This is a genomic window from Desulfovibrionales bacterium, assembly GCA_028715605.1.
Classification (GTDB): domain Bacteria; phylum Desulfobacterota; class QYQD01; order QYQD01; family QYQD01; genus QYQD01.
The window spans coordinates 24,773-45,910 of record JAQURM010000014.1 but is presented as its reverse complement, the minus strand read 5'-3'; the positions used below and the strand labels follow the sequence as shown (position 1 = coordinate 45,910).

Annotated in this window: 22 protein-coding genes; 12 read left to right on the top strand and 10 right to left on the bottom strand. The window is 48.8% G+C overall.

Features of this window, described 5'->3' with window-relative positions; all coding sequences use genetic code 11:
• A partial coding sequence (locus PHT49_11045) for a response regulator (protein MDD5452419.1) occupies positions 1-604 on the bottom strand: 604 nt, incomplete at its 3' end.
• 150 nt (positions 605-754) lie between these two features.
• Here PHT49_11045 and rph point away from each other — a divergent pair.
• Positions 755-1,483 carry a ribonuclease PH gene (rph, locus tag PHT49_11040; GenBank protein ID MDD5452418.1) on the top strand — a complete coding sequence of 243 codons (729 nt, stop codon included), beginning with the start codon at positions 755-757 and terminating at the stop codon, positions 1,481-1,483.
• 225 nt (positions 1,484-1,708) lie between these two features.
• Positions 1,709-2,335: a hypothetical protein gene (locus tag PHT49_11035; GenBank protein ID MDD5452417.1), complete on the top strand. Its 627-nt coding sequence runs from the start codon at positions 1,709-1,711 to the stop codon at positions 2,333-2,335.
• A gap of 11 nt (positions 2,336-2,346) precedes the next feature.
• Here the strand turns inward: PHT49_11035 and PHT49_11030 are convergent, their stop codons facing one another.
• Together PHT49_11030 and fabL are read right to left on the bottom strand one after the other, a co-directional pair.
• Positions 2,347-3,132 (bottom strand): DUF3108 domain-containing protein, encoded by a 786-nt coding sequence (locus tag PHT49_11030; GenBank protein MDD5452416.1) that lies wholly within the window; start codon positions 3,130-3,132, stop codon positions 2,347-2,349.
• 126 nt (positions 3,133-3,258) lie between these two features.
• Complete coding sequence (fabL, locus tag PHT49_11025; protein ID MDD5452415.1) at positions 3,259-4,011, bottom strand: enoyl-[acyl-carrier-protein] reductase FabL; 753 nt, start codon at positions 4,009-4,011, stop codon at positions 3,259-3,261.
• A gap of 285 nt (positions 4,012-4,296) precedes the next feature.
• On the opposite strand from fabL, the gene PHT49_11020 reads away from it, so the two are divergent.
• Positions 4,297-5,706, top strand: coding sequence for a mannose-1-phosphate guanylyltransferase/mannose-6-phosphate isomerase (locus PHT49_11020; protein MDD5452414.1), 1,410 nt, complete (start codon positions 4,297-4,299; stop codon positions 5,704-5,706).
• Between the two features lie 9 nt (positions 5,707-5,715).
• On the opposite strand, the gene pgsA is transcribed toward PHT49_11020, so the two are convergent.
• The 5 genes from pgsA to PHT49_10995 all read right to left on the bottom strand — a co-directional run bounded on the left by pgsA (position 5,716) and on the right by PHT49_10995 (position 9,318).
• Positions 5,716-6,255 (bottom strand): CDP-diacylglycerol--glycerol-3-phosphate 3-phosphatidyltransferase, encoded by a 540-nt coding sequence (gene pgsA, locus PHT49_11015; protein ID MDD5452413.1) that lies wholly within the window; start codon positions 6,253-6,255, stop codon positions 5,716-5,718.
• Between the two features lie 6 nt (positions 6,256-6,261).
• Positions 6,262-7,095 carry a YihY/virulence factor BrkB family protein gene (locus PHT49_11010; protein ID MDD5452412.1) on the bottom strand — a complete coding sequence of 278 codons (834 nt, stop codon included), beginning with the start codon at positions 7,093-7,095 and terminating at the stop codon, positions 6,262-6,264.
• Positions 7,096-7,241: 146 nt separating this feature from the next.
• Positions 7,242-7,805, bottom strand: coding sequence for an elongation factor P (gene efp, locus PHT49_11005; protein MDD5452411.1), 564 nt, complete (start codon positions 7,803-7,805; stop codon positions 7,242-7,244).
• A gap of 8 nt (positions 7,806-7,813) precedes the next feature.
• Positions 7,814-8,146 (bottom strand): septum formation initiator family protein, encoded by a 333-nt coding sequence (locus PHT49_11000; GenBank protein MDD5452410.1) that lies wholly within the window; start codon positions 8,144-8,146, stop codon positions 7,814-7,816.
• Positions 8,147-8,148: 2 nt separating this feature from the next.
• Positions 8,149-9,318 carry an NAD(P)/FAD-dependent oxidoreductase gene (locus PHT49_10995; protein ID MDD5452409.1) on the bottom strand — a complete coding sequence of 390 codons (1,170 nt, stop codon included), beginning with the start codon at positions 9,316-9,318 and terminating at the stop codon, positions 8,149-8,151.
• A 262-nt stretch (positions 9,319-9,580) separates the two neighbouring features.
• On the opposite strand from PHT49_10995, the gene PHT49_10990 reads away from it, so the two are divergent.
• Both PHT49_10990 and PHT49_10985 read left to right on the top strand, forming a co-directional pair.
• Positions 9,581-10,438 carry an HDOD domain-containing protein gene (locus PHT49_10990; GenBank protein MDD5452408.1) on the top strand — a complete coding sequence of 286 codons (858 nt, stop codon included), beginning with the start codon at positions 9,581-9,583 and terminating at the stop codon, positions 10,436-10,438.
• Positions 10,438-12,270 carry an ATP-binding protein gene (locus PHT49_10985; protein MDD5452407.1) on the top strand — a complete coding sequence of 611 codons (1,833 nt, stop codon included), beginning with the start codon at positions 10,438-10,440 and terminating at the stop codon, positions 12,268-12,270. Before PHT49_10990 ends, PHT49_10985 begins: the two co-directional genes overlap by 1 nt.
• 178 nt (positions 12,271-12,448) lie before the next feature.
• Here the strand turns inward: PHT49_10985 and PHT49_10980 are convergent, their stop codons facing one another.
• Positions 12,449-12,595 (bottom strand): hypothetical protein, encoded by a 147-nt coding sequence (locus PHT49_10980; protein ID MDD5452406.1) that lies wholly within the window; start codon positions 12,593-12,595, stop codon positions 12,449-12,451.
• Between the two features lie 387 nt (positions 12,596-12,982).
• On the opposite strand from PHT49_10980, the gene hisC reads away from it, so the two are divergent.
• The 5 genes from hisC (at position 12,983) to PHT49_10955 (ending at position 17,922) form a co-directional block, all read left to right on the top strand.
• On the top strand, positions 12,983-14,083 hold the full coding sequence (gene hisC / locus PHT49_10975; GenBank protein MDD5452405.1) for a histidinol-phosphate transaminase: 1,101 nt from the start codon (positions 12,983-12,985) through the stop codon (positions 14,081-14,083).
• Positions 14,076-14,801: a (d)CMP kinase gene (gene cmk / locus PHT49_10970; GenBank protein ID MDD5452404.1), complete on the top strand. Its 726-nt coding sequence runs from the start codon at positions 14,076-14,078 to the stop codon at positions 14,799-14,801. The genes hisC and cmk overlap by 8 nt, the downstream gene beginning before the upstream one ends.
• A gap of 108 nt (positions 14,802-14,909) precedes the next feature.
• Positions 14,910-16,685, top strand: a complete 1,776-nt coding sequence (locus tag PHT49_10965; GenBank protein ID MDD5452403.1) for a 30S ribosomal protein S1 — start codon at positions 14,910-14,912, stop codon at positions 16,683-16,685.
• 16 nt (positions 16,686-16,701) lie between these two features.
• Positions 16,702-17,592 (top strand): signal peptide peptidase SppA, encoded by an 891-nt coding sequence (gene sppA, locus PHT49_10960; GenBank protein ID MDD5452402.1) that lies wholly within the window; start codon positions 16,702-16,704, stop codon positions 17,590-17,592.
• 51 nt (positions 17,593-17,643) lie between these two features.
• The gene (locus tag PHT49_10955; GenBank protein MDD5452401.1) at positions 17,644-17,922 is read left to right on the top strand and encodes an integration host factor subunit beta; all 279 of its coding nucleotides are present in this window, start codon (positions 17,644-17,646) and stop codon (positions 17,920-17,922) included.
• Here the strand turns inward: PHT49_10955 and PHT49_10950 are convergent.
• Positions 17,911-18,522 (bottom strand): L-threonylcarbamoyladenylate synthase, encoded by a 612-nt coding sequence (locus tag PHT49_10950; GenBank protein ID MDD5452400.1) that lies wholly within the window; start codon positions 18,520-18,522, stop codon positions 17,911-17,913. The genes PHT49_10955 and PHT49_10950 overlap by 12 nt on opposite strands.
• 80 nt (positions 18,523-18,602) lie before the next feature.
• Here PHT49_10950 and PHT49_10945 point away from each other — a divergent pair, with 80 nt between their 5' ends.
• Complete coding sequence (locus tag PHT49_10945; GenBank protein ID MDD5452399.1) at positions 18,603-19,565, top strand: hypothetical protein; 963 nt, start codon at positions 18,603-18,605, stop codon at positions 19,563-19,565.
• Positions 19,550-21,013 carry an IMP dehydrogenase gene (guaB, locus tag PHT49_10940; protein MDD5452398.1) on the top strand — a complete coding sequence of 488 codons (1,464 nt, stop codon included), beginning with the start codon at positions 19,550-19,552 and terminating at the stop codon, positions 21,011-21,013. Before PHT49_10945 ends, guaB begins: the two co-directional genes overlap by 16 nt.
• Positions 21,014-21,138 lie beyond the last annotated feature (125 nt).

Here is a 21,138-nt window from a genome sequence, read left to right as displayed (position 1 = left end):
GGGTATCCACAGTGCGGGCATAACCGTCAAAGTGGTATCCCCACACCTGGTCAAGCAAAATCTCACGTGTCAGCACCCGTCCACGGCCCTTCAAAAGGGTGTGCAGGAGATTGAATTCGGTTACAGTAAGCGATACCGGAACCCCGTCAACCGTTACCAGGTGACGTTCCGGATCGACTTTAATCCCGGCGGCATCAAGTATTTTGGGAAGCGGCTCCGGGGGGCTGATTCGCTGCAAGACCGCCTTTACACGCAAGACCAGTTCACGCGGGCTAAAAGGTTTTACGATATAATCATCCGCCCCTAATTCAAAACCTACCACCCGGTCTATCTCTTCACCCTTTGCGGTTACCATTATTACCGGAATATGGCGTGTTTTCTCATTACTCTTAAGACCCTTACAGATATCCGTGCCGTCGGCATCCGGAAGCATAAGGTCCAGAAGGATGAGATCCGGCGCTCTCTTTTGGATAAGAGAATGCGCTGTGCGTCCGTCCTGGGCCCCGGCCGTTTCGAAACCTGCTTTTTCCAGGTTATAGGAAATCAGGCCGGAGATATCAGTCTCATCTTCAACGACAAGTATAAACGCCTTTTTATCAGCCATAATTATAACCACCGATCGCAGTCATTATTTTCCATCTATGTGTCAACCAGGTGACAAAACTAAATCTTCTTCATAGCGGCTTATTCTCATTGACAACTCAGGCTAATTTTAGTTAGTTAGGATGCATTCTGTCAATAAGAGAGATTTTTTATGCGTTTTAATGGCCGGGCCGCGCACGAAATCAGGGATATCTCACTTACCCGTAATTATATCTCCCACGCAGAAGGATCAGTCCTTATTGAAATGGGAAATACCCGGATAATCTGCGCGGTATCGGTGGACGATAAGGTGCCGAATTTCCTTAAGGGAAGCGGCACAGGATGGGTCACAGCCGAATATGCCATGCTCCCCCGGGCCACCCTTACACGCAATTTGCGGGAGTCAACTCAAGGACGTGTAGGCGGCCGGACTCATGAAATCCAGCGCCTTATCGGCCGCTGCCTGCGTTCAGTGGTTGCTCTTCCGGCCCTGGGGGAACGAACCTTCTGGGTGGACTGCGACGTCATCCAGGCTGACGGCGGAACACGCACGGCCGCCATCAGCGGCGCATACATCGCCCTCTATGACGCCCTTACCCTCCTGTATAACCGCGGTGAGATTATGGACATACCGGTGCAGAACCACATAGCCGCCATAAGCGTGGGCATAGTAAAGGGAGAAGTCCTTCTTGATCTGAACTACGACGAGGATTCCCAGGCCGAAGTGGACGCCAATTTTATTATGACCGACGATGAAAGGTTCGTCGAGATCCAGGTCTCTGCGGAGAAAAGGCCCTTTTCCGCCGAAGAATTCGGAAAAATGGAACGAATGGCCGGTCAGGGAATAAAAAAGATTATAGAGATGCAGAAAGAAATAATCGCCCAACCACGCCTGAGATAACACCAAAATTTTTCAATCCTTCCGTAAGCCCTGCCCTTTCACTAATAACAGTTCAAGCGGCTTAAACCGTTCAACCGGTTGAAACCGTCTCTTTCCGGTGTACTCTGTGGTTTCTTTTTAGGGATAGAGCCTTAATTTGTAATCCTCTGAATGAACCTGGCCGATAAGTTATAATAACATGCTGAGAACCCGGCAACCCCACCTTGATGCACACGGAGGTGTAGCATGGAAGGCCAGCAGAAAGATATCGAGGTAACGTCAACTGTAACTGAATTTTTCTATGAGCAGGTCAAAAATGCCATTCAGAAACAGAAAGTTTCTCTGTCTGAAATCTCTGAATGGTACGCCGTAAATCTCCTCTCCCGGTACGCCATCGCTTACGACTCAGACATCAATGCCAGCGAGCTTGACTTGGAAAAAACGCCGGTCTGTATCGTTTATCATGAGCTAATAAAACAGTCCCTGCCCCAAAGGATAAAAGGTTACAAGGCCATCGGTGACTTTACGCTGTTTACATCCGGTTTTTTTTCAGACAGCTTAATGCGTAAGCTATTTGATATAGACTACTATATAGCCTTTGGCATAAAATCTTACAATGCGCTCTCCCACATCTATGACTATGAATACTGGGATAAAAATAAGAGTGCATTGTTCGCGGAGTTGACCGACAAGTTCAAAACATTTATTGATATCTTTGCGGAAGTAAGGGACACTACTGAGATAGAGAATAATGGCGGGCTCCTAAGATTGTACGAAAGATGGATAAAAACTCAAAGTCACCGGGATGAGGGCCTGTTAAGGGCTCAGGGAATTATACCGAATCATAATGCTGACCTCAAAACAATCCATTAATAACTGCTCTTTTATTCCAGTATTTGCCAATCTGCCAATGTGGCCACCAATGATCCTATACGGATGGCCCCTTTTACCTTGACCGGGATGCGGCGTTCATCGTTGGTAAGCCAGACATAGACATCCCCCTTCCTTTGATACACCCCTTCGAAGAGCAGCTCTGGCTTTACTTTGATAGTGTCTACCTCTCCCAGCTTTGTCTGGAAGCGTTCCTTTTGGAGTACCTGCACCTGGACTGTATAGCTCTTTTTAGAGGCAAAAGTCTCCACAAAAACCGACTGTCCAATAGACATCGGCAGCGCCCTCATTATATAAAAAGACGATATCTCGTTATGCGCGGGTCTGGGGAGATCATAACTCACCGGTGCCTCGTCATCCTTTTCATATAGAACCTTCAGACCGGCCTGATCAAAAATTACACGTTTAAGGCTTCTATAATTACCTTCTCTCTGCCGTATTACTATCCAGCGTGGAAGCATCTGCGGGCCCGAAACCTCGGTCACAAATCTGTCCTCCACCGGATAAAATAATGAAAAAAGCGGGGATGATTTAGCCTCAGCAACTATACGCCGTTTATCGCCACCAATGTTATTGACTGTGAGGGTTATGTCCCCGGCCTTTATCCCAAACCATGTAAGGTCATAGACGATTCTTTCGTTTTTGGGGAAGGCTGTCTTGAGCAATGTCAGATCAGGAGAAGTAACATGAGGCTCAATTGCTGTATGGGCTACGAAATCAACAACAAATACAGATAGAATCGCTGCGAGAAGGACATATAAAAATTTTTGGCCGGCCATTATAAAGCCCTCTTCTCAATATTCGAGACGGCATCAAGTCCCGATATCAACAGCGTAACCAACATATAAGGGCATGGTTTACTGCCCCACTTATATCTTATCGGTCTCTTTTCTCTTTTTCTTTGCTCACGCCAGGATAGAGTAGCCGCCATCAACCACTATCGTCTGGCCGTGGATCATGGAGGCCAGATTACTGCAAAGCAAAAGCACTACGTTGGCCACATCTTCCGGCGTCGTCAGCCGGCCGGCAGGTGTGCGCTGCCGGGTATTCTCGAGGATAATTTCCCGGGTAGGAAAGTGTTTTAAGGCCTCGGTATCCACGGCGCCGGCAGAGACCACGTTGGCATTAATCCCTCGCGGGGCCAGCTCTACAGCCAGATGGCGTACCAGAGATTCCAGAGCGGCCTTGGAGGACCCCACCGCAGCGTAATTCTCGATAGCCCGCACGGACCCCAAGCTGGAAACGGCAATAATGCGCCCCCCGCTTTGCATTAACGGCACCGCATGTTGTACCAGTGGGAGGAGGGCACGGGCGTTGATATTCATCGTCCACTGCCAGTGTTTTTCCGTAAGTTCAAGGGCCGGCTTGAGCACTCCTGAGGCCGCATTGCTTATCAGTACATCCAACCTTCCATATTCATTTTTAACCTGCTCGAATATATTTTTGATATCTTCATCGTCAGCCACATTAGCCTTTACGGTTAAACATCGCACCCCTCTGGAGCGGATAGAGTTGGCGGTATTTTCCGCCTCCTGGCGATGGCGAAAATAGTTGACCACCAGATTAGCGCCATTTTCCGCCAGGCTAAGCGCAATAGCCTTGCCAATACCCCGGGAACTGCCTGTAACCAGTGCAACCTTACCTTGAAGATCCAGCATATCCTACCCCGCTATCGTACAGATTAAAGGTTCAACTACTATACACCATCATGTGCCGCGCAGCAATTTAATGAAAAAGTTCACACGATTTGTTTTTTTCAGGACAACGCCGAAGAGAAAAACAGACTCTCTGGAAGGTCCTAATCCTTGACCCTGCGCACATAGGAAGGAGAAGATAATAAAGCCGGTAAATTGACATAAATTCTAAAAACCTGTATATCTTAGCCATTCCTTACGAATTTGAATCACATAAAAACAACTATGTCTGATGAGACCGTTCAGAAAATATTGCAACCGGTAATCCTGGCCGGCGGGAGCGGATCGCGGCTCTGGCCCTTATCCCGCCAGATGTATCCCAAACAACTCTTAAATCTCGTGGGCAACCGCACCATGCTGCAGGATACGATCCTGCGGGCAGTAAATATCCCCGGAGCGGTAACGCCTATGGTCGTGGTGGGCAAGGAACAAAACTTCCTGGTTAAAGATCAGTGCGCCGAACTAAACCTCCCGATCAGCCCCTATATTATCCTGGAACCCCTTCCCCGCAGCACAGCGCCGGCCATAGCTGCGGCCGCCCTGCTCTCCCGAAACATCTCCGGCGATGACGCCGTATTGCTCATCCTTCCCGCCGATCATCTTATCAAAAATATACCGGCATTTCATGAGGCAGTGGCGCAGGCCATGGATCTGGCCTTGAAGGGGGATTTAGTCACCTTTGGCATCATGGCCGACCGGCCGGAGACCGGCTACGGTTATATCAAAAAGGGAGAAGGCTTTAAAGTGAGTGCCTTTGTCGAAAAGCCGGATATGGCTACGGCCGGGCGCTATGTAAGAGAAGGTAATTACTACTGGAACAGCGGCATGTTCGCCTTTTTAATCAGTCGCTTCCTGGAAGAAATGGAAGAACATGCCCCTGAAATCCTGCGCCAGGCAGAATTATCCGTGGCCCGGTTCAAGAATGACGACGGGTTTATCCATCTGGACATGGAGGCATTTAATGACTGCCGCTCTGAATCCATTGACTACGCCCTGATGGAAAGGTCAGACTGCGTTGCCGTCGTACCGGCGGACCTGGGTTGGAGCGACGTAGGCTCCTGGGCAGCCCTGTATGAGGTCTTGAATAAGGACGCCCAGGGAAACGCCATCCATGGTGATGTGATCCTGAAAGGCGTGGCTAACAGTCTCATTCATTCCGAAGGAAGGCTGGTAGCCGCCGTAGGCCTGGAAAACATGCTTGTGGTTGAGACCCACGATGCAGTCCTGGTAGCGCCCCTGGACCGCTCGCAGGAGGTCAGGAAAATAGTCCCGGACCTAAAGGCCGCAAATCGCCAGGAATATCTCCTGCACCAGACCGCCCACCGTCCCTGGGGGACTTATACGGTGCTTGAGGAACATCCCGGATTTAAAATCAAACGTATTACTGTAAAGCCCGGGGCACAGCTCTCGCTCCAGATGCACCATCACCGCTCCGAACACTGGATTGCAGTCCGGGGCACAGCCCGGGTGACCAGAGGCGAGGAGGTCTTTCTGCTGAGGGAAAACGAATCAACCTATATCCCGGCCGGAGAAAAACACAGGCTGGAAAACCCCGGCATCATAACCCTCGAACTAATAGAAGTGCAAAACGGCTCTTATCTGGGCGAAGACGATATCATTCGGTTCGACGACCAGTATGGCCGGCTGGCCAAAAGCTGATACCATATCTCATTTCCCATTCGCACGACTGAAAATCTTTACCCCAAAATAGATATAATGTAATCCGGACAACACGGTAAACACCGTGGTCAACCATACCAAGGTATCCCGCATCTGCCATATAACCGCCCAGAGATCCCTGCTCAAGATAACAAAAACAGTCATTATCTGTAAAAGGGTAGTGAGCTTGCTTATTATGCTCGGTCTTATAGGCACCTCGGAACCACTGACAAATAACATAGCTATACCCAGGACTATAATTACGTCCCGGCTGACAATTATTACAGTCAGCCAGCTCGGTACAAGTTCCAAGGTAGCCAGGGCTATAAAAGTAGCGGACAGGAGCAATTTGTCTGCTATGGGGTCCAGGTAAGCGCCCAGAGCGGTTTTCTGTCTCAGGTAACGCGCCAGAAAGCCATCCAGGCCATCGCTCAAACCGGCCAGCGCAAAGACAGCCAACGCCTTATTAAAAGAGGCGTTTAAAAGAAGTATGATTAATACGGGCGTTAGTAATATACGTATGACCGTTATCAGGTTGGGCAGATTCATGGGGCCTTATCTTCGTATTTGGCTGCATTGGGCGACAATCGCGCCACAGAACAGAAGCACACACGCCGAATAGTAAAAGGCGAACAGTATTACGATGGCCGTCTTAAATGAACCGAATACAGTGCCGTATGTCTCGGCGGTCAGGGCGTAGGAGATAAAGATGCGCATGGCCGTCTCCCACAGGACAGTGCCAAGCACACCGCCTAATAAGGCATATTTAAACGGCACCTTGGCCGCCGGAACGAATTTATAAAGGGCGGTAAATGAGACAATCACCAGTAAAACGGGCACCATGCGCCCTATGCCCATCTCTACCACCGACGGAGTCACGAAAGATCCTCCGACAATTTCTACCTGAAACTGGCTCATGGCCTTCAAGATAGTAATAATAACTACAGCCCCAAAAAGGAGGGCTCCCATAACGGGGATCATAATCAGAGAACAAAAAACCGAATGGATAAAATGACGCCCCTTGTGAGTCTCAAATATCTCACCAAAGGCCCTCTCCAGTGAATGAAAGATCAGGGTGGCTGTCCATAGGAGAAAGCCGAATCCGAGCCAGCCCAGCGAACTGCTATGAATGGTAATGTTTCTCAGTTCTTCAAGGAAAAAGTCTGCCAGATACGGCCGAATCTGCTTTAAGAGCATGGTTACGCCGCGAACGAATTCCTCAGAGGCGCCCAGAACCACGCCAACTATATAAATCGCTAAAAAAAGAAACGGAAAAGCAGATAATACAGAATAAAATGAAACAGATGCGGCAAGATCAAAGCCGTCCTTCCTGAGGAAAGTCTTAACCGCACCACACAATACATGCCATCCCGTACGAATTATGCCCATCAAATCGGCCTTTTTTCCAAGCTGTCAGCTATCAGCTATGAGCCATCATCTGGCGTTCGAATTGTTCGAGATGTTCGAGTCGTTTAGTCGTTCGAACGTTTCGAACGTCGAACATTCTGACGTCTTCTGTCTTCCAATCGCCCTTCTTACTTCACCCGTTCTATATAGCTATGGCTGCGCGTATCGACCCTCACCTTATCACCTACATTGATAAAAAGCGGCACCTGTATGATCGCGCCGCTCTCTAAAACAGCCGGCTTACTGCCGCCGCTGGCCGTATCACCCCTTAGGCCCGGTTCGGTGTTGGTCACGGTCAATGCTACAAAGGTCGGGAGATCCACACCAATAGGTCGGTCCTTATAGTAAAGCACCTTGACTACAATCCCGTCATGGAAAAAATCCCTGGTCTCGCCTAACTGCTCTGCCGTTAAAAAGGGCTGCTCATAGGTCTCATTGTCCATCATGTGATAATTATTTTCCTCATCCTTATATAAGAACTGCATCTCCCGTTCCTGCAGGTCCGGACGCCCTACCCGCTCTCCCGATCGGAAATTCTGGTCAACGACCCCTCCGGTCAGCATGTTTCGCAACTTAGTCCGAACGAATGCGCCGCCTTTGCCCGGTTTGACATGCAAAAAATCTACAATCTCATAAGGTTTGCCTTCCCATTCGATTCTCAAGCCCTTTCGAAAGTCCGATGTCGAATACATTATCCCCTCTACCTCTTTCCTTCCGATTTTCTTTTCTTTTCCTCGAAACTATAAATAACCTCATTCGGTCTGACAAGCCCTAAATCCCTGCGGGCGATCTCTTCCCTATAGCTGCGGTCTGTCTTGATGCGCCCTATTTTTTCACTTAGCTCTTTGTTTCGTTTTAACAATTCCTCGTTTACTTTTTGCAATTTCTTATTGTTCTCCTCCAGCTTCCGGAGATAAAAAATCCCCCTGGCGGAAAATAAAATATAGGCGAAAAAAAGCACCAGGCAGAATACCGCCAGGAACCAACAGAGCTTATTACCCGTGATCCACTTCTGGTAGGATCTCTTCCGCATAGTTAACCCGCTATCTTATCCTTCAGACCCATTTTGCACTTTAGCATAGACAGCAGATTTGAGAAGCCTTCTTTGCCTGTCAACCCCTCAATAAAAAGGCCTATCAATTCCCGGTACTTTCCAATGAGACGAAAGTTTGCCCGGGGATGGCTGTAGAGCAGCCTGGCTACGCGCTCGGCCACCGCAAACTGGGGATGGAGTTCTGTCCTTATCCGGCGCTCATAATTGCTTAAGGCCCGGGAATAATCTTTACTGTGCTCAATAAGACAGGCGGCCAGGGTCATTCCGCTCCACAGGGCATAATAAATCCCTTCTCCGGTTAATGGATTAACCAGCCCGGCCGCATCACCGATCAGCGCCACGCGATTACTGACCACTTTCTTCCCGCGATTCTCGGCTGTAGAAAGGGGAACCCGGTAGCCCTTAATAGCCGCCGGCTTCTCTCCGGTTAAAAGTCCGTGACTGGCAAACAGGTTGAAAAACGCCTGCTTCAGTCTGTGCCCCCCGGCCCCGGAATCAGCTATCCCCACCGAATATGAAGGGCGCCTGGGAAATATCCAGCCATACCCAAAATCAACCCATCCCACATCAATCCAGATACGATCTTTCGGTCGAGGATGCGCCGGGGCATAGGACATCCTGCTTATATCTGTTTCCGCCTCCAGCGCAAGAGAGCTTGAATGTCCATATTCCTCTCCCAATCTTCTGGCCACGATGCCCTGTATCCCATCCGCCCCGACCAGAACCCGGCCGCGGTAACAACCCGTTTTGGTCTCAACCGATACGCCGTTCTCGCTCCCGGTTAATGAAATAGCCCCCTCTCCCTGGCGTACAATAGCGCCGGCCTCGACCGCCTTTGCCGCCAGGAATTGATCGAACCTTTCCCGGCGGACAATATAGGCAAAGGGCTCTTTTAACCTATATGCGATCTCGCCCTGCCCTTTGAAGGTAAAGGCCGCTTCATTTATAGTATGCTCAATCACCGGAGATATAGAAAAAGGCAGGATAGCATCTACCTTTCGGGACAGACAACCACCGCAGATCTTGGATCGTGGATGTACCCGCTTATCCAGGGCCAGAACAGACCACCCGGCCCGGGCCAGGGTATGGGCAGTGATGGCCCCCGCCGGCCCCAAACCTACTACTACACAGTCAAAAAGAGTCTCTCCCATGCTCTCCTATACGACATTAAGTAACATAAAACTATATATCTGACAATTACTTCTTGGCATCGGTCTTGTCATTCCCGCCCACCTGCGACGGATAAACTCCAGAGGGAATCCAGGGGGTTATGTGTTACAAAAGGGGGGATTTAGGCTTCTTAATTGCCGGAGTAATAAAATAGGAGATAAGAGCTTAACAATTCCGGGATTAGTTCCGATACGGTAAATATCGCTTAGCTCGCAACAATCGTATTAGTCATTTTGATTACTTATGGAAAACAAAGACATTCGCTACATAATAAATAACCGGATAATGTCGTTGCCTACGCTGCCCACCGTTGTCGCCAATATCTTGACCCTGGTGCAAAAAAATTCCTCCTCGGCCCGGGATGTGGCCGCCTATATATCCCAGGATCAGGCCATATCTTCGGCTGTTTTAAGGATTGCCAACTCGGCCTACTACAATCTTTCAGGCAAGGTCGAGGCCATAGACCGGGCGGTGGTGGTCCTCGGCTTCGAAACCGTCAAAAATCTCGCGCTCGGGACCAGTGTCTTTTCCAACTTAAAATCCGATGAGGAGAGCGTCTTCGATCGGGAGGGGTTCTGGATACATGCCATCGGAGTGGGCACGGCCGCAAATATAATCTCCAAAGAAATCCTGAAGTCCAATGACCCATCTTTCTTCGTCTCCGGCCTCTTCCATGACCTGGGCAAGATAATTTTTGACCGCTATCTAAACGACATGTATATACCCGTCGTAAGGCAGGCCAAAGAAGAAGAGAAGCCGCTCCATAGTCTGGAAAAAGAGGCATTCGGCCTTAACCATGCGGAGGTGGGCAGCATGCTTCTTACCCGCTGGAAAATCCCGTCGTCTATAATTAACCGCTTGAAATATCACCACAACCTGGAATCGTGCCCGGCCGAATATGCCATAGAGACAGCGGTAATCGTAACGGCTAACTATCTGTGTCATCTGAAAGATATAGGATTATCTCTGGTCCCGGAAATAAACTTAAACGAAACAGCCTTTAAGTCATTGCAGATTAAACCGGATCGCCTGGTTCAACTGGGCGAAAAATTAGAAGAGATGCGGGAAAAAATCAACGGTTTTGTGCAGTCCATGAAATAATGAAAAAGATGCAGGAAGTAGAATCTCTCAGGTTACAAAACGCACACCTCCAGCGGGCCCTCCAGGAGACTACCATAACCCTCCAGGAGAAGATCATCGAACTGTCCGTAATCACCCGGATAAGCGCCTGCCTGGAACATATCCACGCCCTCCAGTCGCTCTCTGCAAAGGTTGTAACCATTATCGCAGAAGAGACTGTGGCTGAAAACTGCTCTATTATGCTATTGGATAACGAACAGTCCCGGCTTTATCTCCTGGCTGCCAATGACCAGATGGACAAAAGGTACCTTCTGGACAGTAATGCTATCGGGGACAAGGAAAAGCGACTCTACTCCTTCAGCGTGGGTGAAGGTGTGGCCGGCACGGCCCTTAAAGAAGGCAAAGCCATCTATGTCCCTGACACCGCCGCATCGGGATTCTTTACGGAGGTAGATTCAAGCCGCATCAAAGTTCGGTCACTCCTGGCTATCCCCCTGGTCGTCAACGAAAAGGCTATGGGAGTCATTAACCTAAGCCACCCCGATATAAATGCCTTCACAGACAACGACGTCAGAATCATGCAGATGGTGGCTAATTTTACCGCCGCAGTAATCAACAATGCCCTGCTGCATAATGAATTATCTCTAAAAAATAACTACCTGGAAAAGACACTGGAAGAACTCTCTGCGGCTCAAGCTGAACTCCTCCAGGCCCAGAAAATGGAAAGTCTGGGCATAATGGCGGGCGGCATCGCCCACGACTTTAACAACATATTGGTAGGGATCCTGGGCTATGCCTCTCTCCTCAAGAACTTGGTGGCACAGGACGCCAAACTCCATAAATACGTTGACACCATTGAGACTTCAGCGTCGCGCGGCGCACAACTGACCCAGCAACTGCTGCTCTTTGCCCGGTCTAAAAAGACCGCCCTTGAGCCTGCGAACCTCAATACCGTCATCAGGGAGATCTTGGCCCTTTTCTCCACAGGCGTGGATAAAAAAATAACCATAGAGAAAAACCTGGCCCCGGATATAGGCATGGTGGATTGTGACAGCGGCCAGATGCATCAGGCCCTGTTAAATATCGTCATTAATGCCCGAGATGCCGTATCTGAAAACGGCAAGATAACCATAACCTCCGGCAATATCTATGTAGAGGACACCTCTTCCCCGTCTTTGCAGGGCCTCGTCCCTGGAAACTACGTGCTCGTTTCCATAGCCGACAACGGCCAGGGAATGGACAAGGAGACCGTGGCAAAGATCTTCGATCCCTTCTTTACCACCAAAGAAAAGGGAAAGGGCACCGGACTCGGCCTTTCCATGGTCTATAATATAATAAAAAAGCATCGGGGAGCCATAGAGGTAACCAGTGAAATAGGAAAAGGTGCCACTTTTAATATCTACCTGCCCCATTCTTCTGCGCAAAAGACGACGGTCAGCCCCTTAGAACCTTTAGAAGATAAAGCTGACCATCCACAGGGCCATGAAACCCTTTTGCTTGTTGATGACGAAGAAGTGATAAGGGGATTTGCCACTGAAATCCTGTCCGCGCATGGATATCAGGTCATAGCCTGCCGGAACGGCCGGGAGGCACTAGAAATTTATGCCGCATCTCCGGGGAAGATTGACCTGGTTATCTTGGATCTCTTCATGCCGGTCATGGACGGGAAAGAAACGCTGGCTGCCCTCAAAAAGATCAACCCACAGGCAAAAGTCGTCATCTCCAGCGGATACGCTGAAACCAAGGAACTGAAGGGATTGGAAGGCGAGATATGCGCCTTTATCCATAAGCCATATAAGACCGCCGAGTTATTAAAAAAGGCTCGAGAGGTGTTAGACAGGGATAAAGGATGAAAACCGAAATTGACTTGTTCCCATCCGAAAACGCAAAAAGTCTGGATGGAGCAATCAGCGCTCAACTATCAGCATGAAGCCGGTTCACCGTTTACTGTTGACCGTTTACCGAAAGAAAATTTCGGACAACGGTTAACGGAGAATGCGGAACGGTAGTTTCCGGATGAACAATTATTCGTTATGATTCTCTGGATTTTTCTACGATCCTCTTAAGAAAATCATAAACGGGCGAAGCCAGTCCATAGATAACCACTCCGACCCAACAGACACCAAGGAAGGTAAAGGTAACCAGGGTCAGAATCTGAACATAACCTAAGTCCTTCATAATGTTATATGCTTATCGGCACATCCCGGAAAAACTTAAATAAATGACCATGTTACCCGGCCTATAGAGGTTATAAGCCCCTATTTTCACCTGAAAATCCCCCTGTATCCCCCTTTTCCTTCATAAGTACTCTTCCTGCATTTAGACCGCCCCAAAAGTCTATTATCTCCTTTCTTAAAATACCTGTCAGGCGACATTTTCCGCGCCGTTTTTATGACGGCATCATGTGGCTGCAACATGGCAAAAGCAGGTTGCTTTTTAAGGTGAGGTGGAGTATGAATATGCGTCTTATGTAAAGGACTTAAACGCAGGCCAAAGCCTGCGGCTACCAAAATTGCTACGTAACCGGTAGCCACCTGCCTCAGACGAACGAAGGAGATGGAGATCATGGCCAAGCCCCTGGTCGCAGATTATATCCAAAATCTGACCCCCTACCCGCCCGGCAAACCAATCGAAGAATTGGAAAGGGAATATGGTGTAAAAAACTCTATAAAACTGGCCTCAAACGAAAATGCCCTGGGCCCTTCGCCAAAGGCCGTAGAGGCTATTAAGGCAGCCCTAGGTAAGTTACACCGTTACCCGGACGGCAGCGGCTATTATCTGAAACAAGGCTTAAGCGAAAAACTCGGTCTTAGTACAGAAAACATCGTCCTCGGCAACGGCTCTAACGAACTGATCGAGCTGATTGTGCGCACCTTTCTTAACCCCGGCGACGAGGCCATCAGCAGCGATCCCACCTTCCTGGTCTATAGAAAAATGGTGCAGGCCGTAGGCGGCCGAAATATAGTCGTGCCGCTGAAGAAAGGCAGCCATGACTTGGCTGGGATAGCGAAAGCAGTCGCCGCCGGGACAAAGGTAATATTTCTAGACAACCCCAATAATCCCATGGGGACTGTAGTTGCAAAAAAGGCCTTTGAACAATTTTTAAGAGACATCCCGCCGGGTGTGATTGTGGTGGCCGACGAGGCCTATTATGACTTTGTTACCACGGATAGCACCTTCTGCGGGCTGGATTACCTTGATTCCCCCTATCTGGTCATAACCTTAAGGACCTTCTCCAAGGCCTATGGTCTGGCCGGACTTCGTATCGGCTACGGGGTGATGAAAAAAGAACTCTCCGAATATATAAACCGCATCAGACAGCCTTTTAATGTCAATTCCCTGGCCCAGGTGGGCGCCCTGGCGGCGCTGAGTGATGAAGAGCACCTGGCCGGAACAAAGGAAATGGTCAGGGAAGGTCTTAATTATCTAACGAGTGAAGTCGGACGCCTTGGTTACCGCTGTCTTCCCACCCAGACCAATTTTTTTCTTATAGACATAAAAACGGGCGGCAAGGCGGTTTACGAAAAGCTCCTTCGCAAAGGGGTTATTGTAAGGCCCATGCATGCCTACAAATTACCCGATTACATCCGCATAACCGTCGGCCTCCCGGCGGAAAATAAGCGATTTCTGAGCGCATTTAAAGAGGTCATGGAACCCCGTGGCTGATGATAGAATCCCGAAGGGGTTGCTCATAACTATAGACGGGCCGGCCGGTGCGGGTAAAAGCACTGTGAGTAAGAAATTAGCCGATATTCTGGGGTATGTCTATCTGGACACCGGCGCCTTATATAGGGCCTTAGCACTTGCTGCCCAAAAAAATAATCTTAACCCCGATAAGGGAAAAGACCTGGAAAAGCTGTGCCGTAAGCCCGCCATCGCCCTGACCCATAACGGCGGCAAACTAACGGTTATCCTGGCCGGAGAGGATGTCAGTGAAGAAATCCGCGCCCCGGAGATCAGCATGCTTTCATCATATATCTCGGCCAAGCCGATGGTCAGACAATCCTTGTTGGAAATGCAAAGGGACATCGGTAAAAGGGGCGGCGTAGTGGCGGAAGGAAGAGACATGGGAACCGTGGTCTTTCCCGATGCTGATGTCAAATTTTATCTGGACGCTTCACCGGAAGAAAGGGCCTCAAGAAGGCACAAAGAACTACTGCAAAAAGGCAATAACCCGGATTATGAACAGGTCCGTAAAGAGATGTTAAAAAGAGATGCTGACGACAGCAGCCGGGCCGTAGCCCCGTTAATACCCGCCCCGGATGCTATTTTTGTAGATAGTACAGACAAAAGCATAGATGAGGTAATTGCCTTCATGCTGGCCAAAACAGAAGAAAAGGCCTCTCTCAAGGCTTGCCTGCGCGCTGCGCGCAAACAGGTATAGCTTCTCTCCGCTTTTTAGATATAAAATCCGTGAAACAGGTTGAACTTTCCGCCTCAGTTTGTTATATACTACACAATAGTTATTGAAAATAGGGAGAATTGTTGATTAATGGATATAAAAGATCACACCACAACGGAAGAAATATCGAAAACAGACCTGCTTAAGTCCGACAGCGAAGAGAATAAACAGGACACGGCCCACCGCAGCCAGGAGGCCGCCGAATCGCTGGAATTTAATAAACTTTATGAAGAGAGCCTGAAGACGATCCAGAAAGGTGAGATTCTTCAGGGCAAGATTATAAGTATTAACAGAGACTATGTGGTGGTTGACGTAGGCTGTAAGTCAGAGGGTCAGGTGCCTATTGAAGAATTCACAGGCGAAGATGGTCAGGTGCGGGCCTCTGTCGGAGAAACAATAGATGTTTACCTGGAAAGGCGAGGCCGGGAGGATGGCTTATCCTTACTGTCTAAAAAACGGGCCGATAGAATCAAGTCCTGGGATACCATCGAGCAAAACTTCAGCGAGGGTTCCAGTATAGAAGGCAAGATAGTAGGGAAGGTTAAGGGCGGCTTTAATGTAGATATCGGCATCAATGCATTTTTGCCCGCATCTCAAGCCGATTTACGGCCGATCAAGGACGCGGAGAGTCTCATCGGCAATAAATATCGTTTCAGAATATTAAAAATAAACAGAGACCGCTCTAACGTCATTCTCTCACGGCGGGCCCTTTTAAACGAAGAAAGAAAGGCATTGAAAAACAAAACGCTTTCTACAATTGCGGAAGGACAAACAGTAGAAGGAAAGGTCAAAAATATCACTGACTACGGTATATTTGTCGATCTGGGAGGCATTGATGGCCTTTTACATATAACCGATATGTCCTGGGGGAGAGTAGAGCATCCCTCCAGTGTGTATAGGCCCGGCGACGCCATAAAGGCAAAAATCTTGAGCGTTGACCGGGGTAACGAAAAGATTTCGCTGGGATTAAAACAGCTAATCTCTGATCCATGGGAATCAGTTACAGATAAATATCCGCCCGGTGCACGGGTTCAGGGAAGGGTGGTCAGCCTCGCCGAATACGGCGCCTTCGTGGAGTTGGAAGAAGGTGTGGAGGGTTTGGTACACATTTCAGAGATGTCGTGGAACAAAAAGATTCGCCATCCGCATCAAGTGCTGTCCATGGGCGACACTGTCGAGGTAATGGTCCTGAATACGGATGCCAAGGCCAAACGCATTTCTCTGGGGTTAAAGCAGGTGAAACCTAACCCATGGGACGTTATAGCAGAAAAATATCCGGTAGGAACGGTAATTGAAGGGAAGATCAAGAACATTACGGACTTCGGGATATTTATCGGTATAGAGGAAGAGATTGACGGCCTGATACATATCTCTGACCTTTCCTGGACGAAAAAGATTAAACATCCGGCCGAACTCTACAAAAAGGGGCAGCTTATTAAGGCCATTGTCCTGGGTATAGACAGCGAACATAAAAAATTCTCCCTCGGAGTCAAGCAATTGCAGCCCGATCCCTGGAGCAAGGTCTCCAGCGTCTATCCCGCAGGAACCAGGGTAACCGGCGCTATAACAAACATCACGGACTTCGGTATCTTTATCCAGTTGGAAGAAGGCATTGAAGGGTTGGTGCATGCATCGGAAGTCAGCCGGGATAAATCGAAGGATATACGTGAACTTTACAAGACGGGTGATATGGTTACTGCCCAGGTGATAAATATCTCACCGGAAAAAAAGAAGATCGGTTTATCCATAAAGAGGCTGGAAACAGAAGAAGAGAAATCTTCAGCTAATGGCTATCTCGCCAAGGATGAAAACGCCACATCTACTCTGGGAGATCTTTTAAAAAGAGAACTCGCCAATAACCATTAATAAAACGCCATAAGACATGAAAAAGCATCCGATTTTATTCGGGTTAGCCATTCTGGCCTCTATTTTTTTCGGACTCATTGTTATTGTCTTTATATTTGCCTGGGTCGGCGACCAAGGGCGGCTATTAGCGCCGGGCGAAAAAATTGGCATAGTTGAAATAAACGGGTTAATCACAGACTCTAAAGAAACCATCCAGGACCTTTCGGCCTTACGTAAAAACCCGCAGATTAAGGCCATTGTTGTCCGTATCGACAGTCCGGGCGGCATAGTGGGCGCTGCTCAGGAAATATATACTGAGGTAAAGAGGGCCGGCCAGGTAAAACCGGTGGTCGCCTCCTGCGGCTCCATAGCTGCCTCCGGCGGCTACTATATAGCGGTAGGGGCAAATAAGATCATAGCCAATCCCGGGACGATAACCGGCAGCATCGGTGTTATTATGAAGTTTGCCAACGCAGAGGAACTATTACGTAAAATCGGCCTGAAAGTAAGCTCTTTAAAAAGCGGCGAATTAAAGGACGCAGGCTCCCCAACTCGGGAAATGACGGCCAAAGAAAAGGCCATGGTTCAGGGAGTCATAGATGATGTACAATCCCAATTTGTAGAAGTTGTGGCCAGCGGACGCAAAATGCCTCAAGAAAAAATCCGGGGAATAGCCGATGGCCGGATCTTCTCCGGTAAACAGGCCATGGAGATGGGCCTGATTGACAAACTCGGGAATATGGAAGAGGCCATAGCCGCGGCCGGACAGATGGCGGGCCTCAAAGAAGAGCCCGAAGTGATATACCCCAAGAAAAAAGGAGTATCCTTCTGGGAACTTATCCTGGACACCACCTTTAGGGAGGGCGTTCTAGAGGGGCTTTTCTACATTCCCTACAAACTTTCTTTCGAAGCCGGATTAGGAAGTTAGGGGTTCTCCCCCATTGGAATAATGAAATATTGGAATGACGAGGTGCATCTTATGGTTAAAAGCGATCTAATAAATCAACTAAGCGAACGGTTTCCTAAATATTACAAAAAAGATATACAGGTCATAGTGGATACCATCTTTGAAACCATGCAAAAATCTCTATCTCAAGGTAGGCGTGTAGAAATAAGAGGTTTTGGCACTTTTAATCCCCGGATGAGGAAATCACGCCTAAGTAAAAATCCAAAGACCGGGGCGGCAATGGAATTAAAGGCAAGGAGAACAGTCCTATTCAAGATGGGTAGAGAACTTAAAAAGTCCTTAGCTAAATAGACTGATACCTCCCTTTCCTGCGCGTATTATTTCCGGGCTGTCATCAATAAGCGAAACTACTGTAGAAGGCTCGGGATACAGTATTCCCCCATCAACAACCAGATTCAAAGAAGGCCCTAATTTCTCTTCTATCTCTTCGGGGTCCCCGGTCATTATCTGAGAATCTCCTACAGCAGCGCTGGTGCTGACAATAGGATGCCCCAATGCCCGTACTATAGCCAGACAAACGGTATGGTCAGGAACTCTGATCCCAACCGTTCTGCGGCGGGTAAGCATTAATTTTGGCACCAGGCTGGACCCCTCCAGGATAAATGTATAGGGCCCGGGCAGCAACTTTCTCATAATCTTATAGGCAAAGTTGGAAACGTGGGCATATTCGCTGATATTTTTAAGGTCGGCGCAGATAAAACTAAAGGGCTTATGCCTTGGCCTATGTTTTATCTGGTAAATCTTCTCTATAGCCTTTTTATTAAAAATATCACAGCCTATCCCATATACAGTATCAGTCGGATAAGCAATAATCCCGCCGGAACGAAGTACCTCTACTGTTCGATTAATCAATCTGGGTTGGGGATTGACAGTATTAACGGTAATAATCAAAAGGTATCGCCTCCCTTTCCTTTTGTCTGTGAATATAGTAATATATGAAACTTAATGTCAAGCCTAGCCCTGTCTCCATGATGCAACAAAATTTAGCCTCTATAGACGTCGGCACAAACACCCTACGTCTCTGGATTGGTAAAATCAAAGACAAAAAAATCCTCACCCTTCATACGGACAGAGCCAACGTCAGATTAGGAGAAGGTCTCAAACAGCAGGGTGTTATAAACGAGAAAGCTGTAGCCAGGGCTGTGCCGATTCTGGTGCGTTTTAGGGAGGCAATGGAAAGGCGCTCAGTCGATGACCTCCGGGCCATAGGAACCAGTGTCTTTCGCAAGGCCGGTAATGGGGAAGAAATCATACAACGGCTCTATAATCAAACAGGCGTCCCTATCGATATAATATCCGGTGAAGAAGAGGCCAGTCTCTCTGTAAAGGGTATCTTATGGAATTTCCCGCAATCCTGTAATCGGGCTATGGTAGTGGATTCAGGCGGCGGCAGCACGGAACTCATTATAGTCAGAGATTACAGAATCGAAGCCGTTCATAGCATTGACCTGGGGGCAGTATATCTCACCGAGACCTATTTTGAGCATGATCCCCCGCCGAAAAAGGAGATAGAGGGTCTTAGGGCTTGTGTGGCCGAACAATTAGGCAAGGTCACAATGCTCGCGCCGTTTAAAGATATTATATGTGAAGGAGGATACAGGCTGGTTGGCACCGCGGGAACAGCGACCACCTTGGCCGCCATGGACCTGGCCCTCTGTAATTATATCTCTGATCTGGTGCATGGGCATGTCCTGACCATAAACAAACTGCTTGCACTATTCGACCGGTTAGGGGTAAAAAAGGCCAGGGACAGATTAGTCCTGGCCGGCCTCGAACCAGGGAGAGAAGATATTATCCTGGCCGGATTAATAATATGGATAGGGATACTGAAGGCCTTTTCCCTCCCGGAAATGACCGTCAGCCACAACGGTATCCTGGAGGGAATAGCCATAGATCTGTGGGAAAGGAATAAAGAAATATGTTACACGAAATAAAGGAAGCTTATACCTTTGACGACCTGTTGCTGGTACCCCAGAATTCATCAGTTTTACCCAAGGATGTGGATACGGCTACCCGGTTGACACGCAACATTAAGCTCAGTATCCCCCTGATTAGCGCCGCTATGGATACTGTAACCGAGGCCCATACAGCCATCAGCATGGCCCGGGAAGGCGGATTGGGAATCATACACAAGAACATGCCGATCGAAAGCCAGGTGCTGGAGGTGGAAAAGGTCAAGAAGTCTGAAAGCGGCATGATTGTTGATCCGGTGACCGTCAGCCCGGGACAGAAGATATACGAGGTATTGAACATCATGCAGCAATACCGCATCTCCGGCGTGCCGGTAGTAGAAGGGAAAAAGCTGGTCGGCATTGTCACTAACCGAGACCTTCGCTTTGAGACCAATCTGGATCAGGACGTGGAAAAAGTAATGACCAAGGAGGACCTGGTAACCGCTCCGGTAGGAATAAGTCTGGAAGAATCAAAGGTTCTTCTGCATAAGAAGCGTATTGAAAAACTATTAGTGGTTGATGATGAAGGAAATCTGAAGGGTTTGATCACCATAAAAGATATTGAAAAAATAATAAAATATCCCATGGCCTGCAAGGATAGCCTGGGTCGGCTCAGAGTAGGCGCGGCCGTTAGCGTGGGTCCGGGACGGATTGAACACGTAAATGCCTTGGTGGAGGCCGGAGTTGACGTTATAGTTATTGATTCTGCCCATGGAGACTCAGAAAACGTCGTCAAAGCGATAAAAGATATCAGAAAGCATTTTTCCGGGCTGGAACTTGTCGCCGGTAATGTAGCCACCGCGGAAGGCGCTGAACGATTAATTAAAGCCGGGACAACCGGCGTAAAGGTGGGGGTCGGCCCCGGCTCCATCTGTACAACACGCATCGTCGCCGGCATCGGAATACCACAAATGACGGCTATACACAACTGTGCGCTGGTATGCAATAAGTATGACATACCGGTCATTGCGGACGGCGGCATCAAGTTTTCCGGGGATGTAACCAAGGCCATAGGCGCCGGAGCCCATTCTGTGATGATAGGAAGCCTTTTTGCCGGCACGGAAGAAAGCCCGGGTGAAACCGTGCTCTATCAGGGGCGGACCTACAAGGTCTATCGGGGCATGGGATCCTTAGAGGCCATGAAAAAAGGAAGTAAGGATCGCTACTTCCAGGAAAATATCGAACAGTTGTCCAAGCTTGTGCCGGAGGGCATTGAAGGCCGGGTTCCCTACCGCGGTCCCCTGGCAGCCACGGTATATCAATTGATAGGCGGCCTGAGGGCGGGCATGGGCTATGTAGGCTGTAAAACCATAGAGGAACTCCGCCATAAAGCGACTTTTGTCAGGATTACCCCGGCCGGCCTGAGAGAAAGCCATGTCCACGACGTCATCATAACCAAAGAGGCCCCAAATTATAGAGTGGAGCAATAAAAATGCGTAACCGTTCACCGTTGTTCGTTCACCGTTCACCGAAAAAAGATATTCGGGTTTTTACGGACAACGGTTAACTGATAACGGCAAACGGATACTTCCGGGTGCGACCAGAAGTCTCAGCA

Coding starts and splice junctions, on each gene's coding strand:
- PHT49_10990 (MDD5452408.1), top strand. CDS start 9,581: ATGGAAAACAAAGACATTCGCTACATAATAAATAACCGGATAATGTCG.
- hisC (MDD5452405.1), top strand. CDS start 12,983: ATGGCCAAGCCCCTGGTCGCAGATTATATCCAAAATCTGACCCCCTAC.
- PHT49_10955 (MDD5452401.1), top strand. CDS start 17,644: ATGGTTAAAAGCGATCTAATAAATCAACTAAGCGAACGGTTTCCTAAA.
- efp (MDD5452411.1), bottom strand. CDS start 7,805: ATGTATTCGACATCGGACTTTCGAAAGGGCTTGAGAATCGAATGGGAA.
- PHT49_11000 (MDD5452410.1), bottom strand. CDS start 8,146: ATGCGGAAGAGATCCTACCAGAAGTGGATCACGGGTAATAAGCTCTGT.
- pgsA (MDD5452413.1), bottom strand. CDS start 6,255: ATGAATCTGCCCAACCTGATAACGGTCATACGTATATTACTAACGCCC.
- PHT49_10980 (MDD5452406.1), bottom strand. CDS start 12,595: ATGAAGGACTTAGGTTATGTTCAGATTCTGACCCTGGTTACCTTTACC.
- fabL (MDD5452415.1), bottom strand. CDS start 4,011: ATGCTGGATCTTCAAGGTAAGGTTGCACTGGTTACAGGCAGTTCCCGG.
- rph (MDD5452418.1), top strand. CDS start 755: ATGCGTTTTAATGGCCGGGCCGCGCACGAAATCAGGGATATCTCACTT.
- PHT49_11035 (MDD5452417.1), top strand. CDS start 1,709: ATGGAAGGCCAGCAGAAAGATATCGAGGTAACGTCAACTGTAACTGAA.
- PHT49_10985 (MDD5452407.1), top strand. CDS start 10,438: ATGAAAAAGATGCAGGAAGTAGAATCTCTCAGGTTACAAAACGCACAC.
- sppA (MDD5452402.1), top strand. CDS start 16,702: ATGAAAAAGCATCCGATTTTATTCGGGTTAGCCATTCTGGCCTCTATT.
- PHT49_11030 (MDD5452416.1), bottom strand. CDS start 3,132: ATGGCCGGCCAAAAATTTTTATATGTCCTTCTCGCAGCGATTCTATCT.
- PHT49_10965 (MDD5452403.1), top strand. CDS start 14,910: ATGGATATAAAAGATCACACCACAACGGAAGAAATATCGAAAACAGAC.
- PHT49_10945 (MDD5452399.1), top strand. CDS start 18,603: ATGCAACAAAATTTAGCCTCTATAGACGTCGGCACAAACACCCTACGT.
- PHT49_11010 (MDD5452412.1), bottom strand. CDS start 7,095: ATGGGCATAATTCGTACGGGATGGCATGTATTGTGTGGTGCGGTTAAG.
- guaB (MDD5452398.1), top strand. CDS start 19,550: ATGTTACACGAAATAAAGGAAGCTTATACCTTTGACGACCTGTTGCTG.
- PHT49_10995 (MDD5452409.1), bottom strand. CDS start 9,318: ATGGGAGAGACTCTTTTTGACTGTGTAGTAGTAGGTTTGGGGCCGGCG.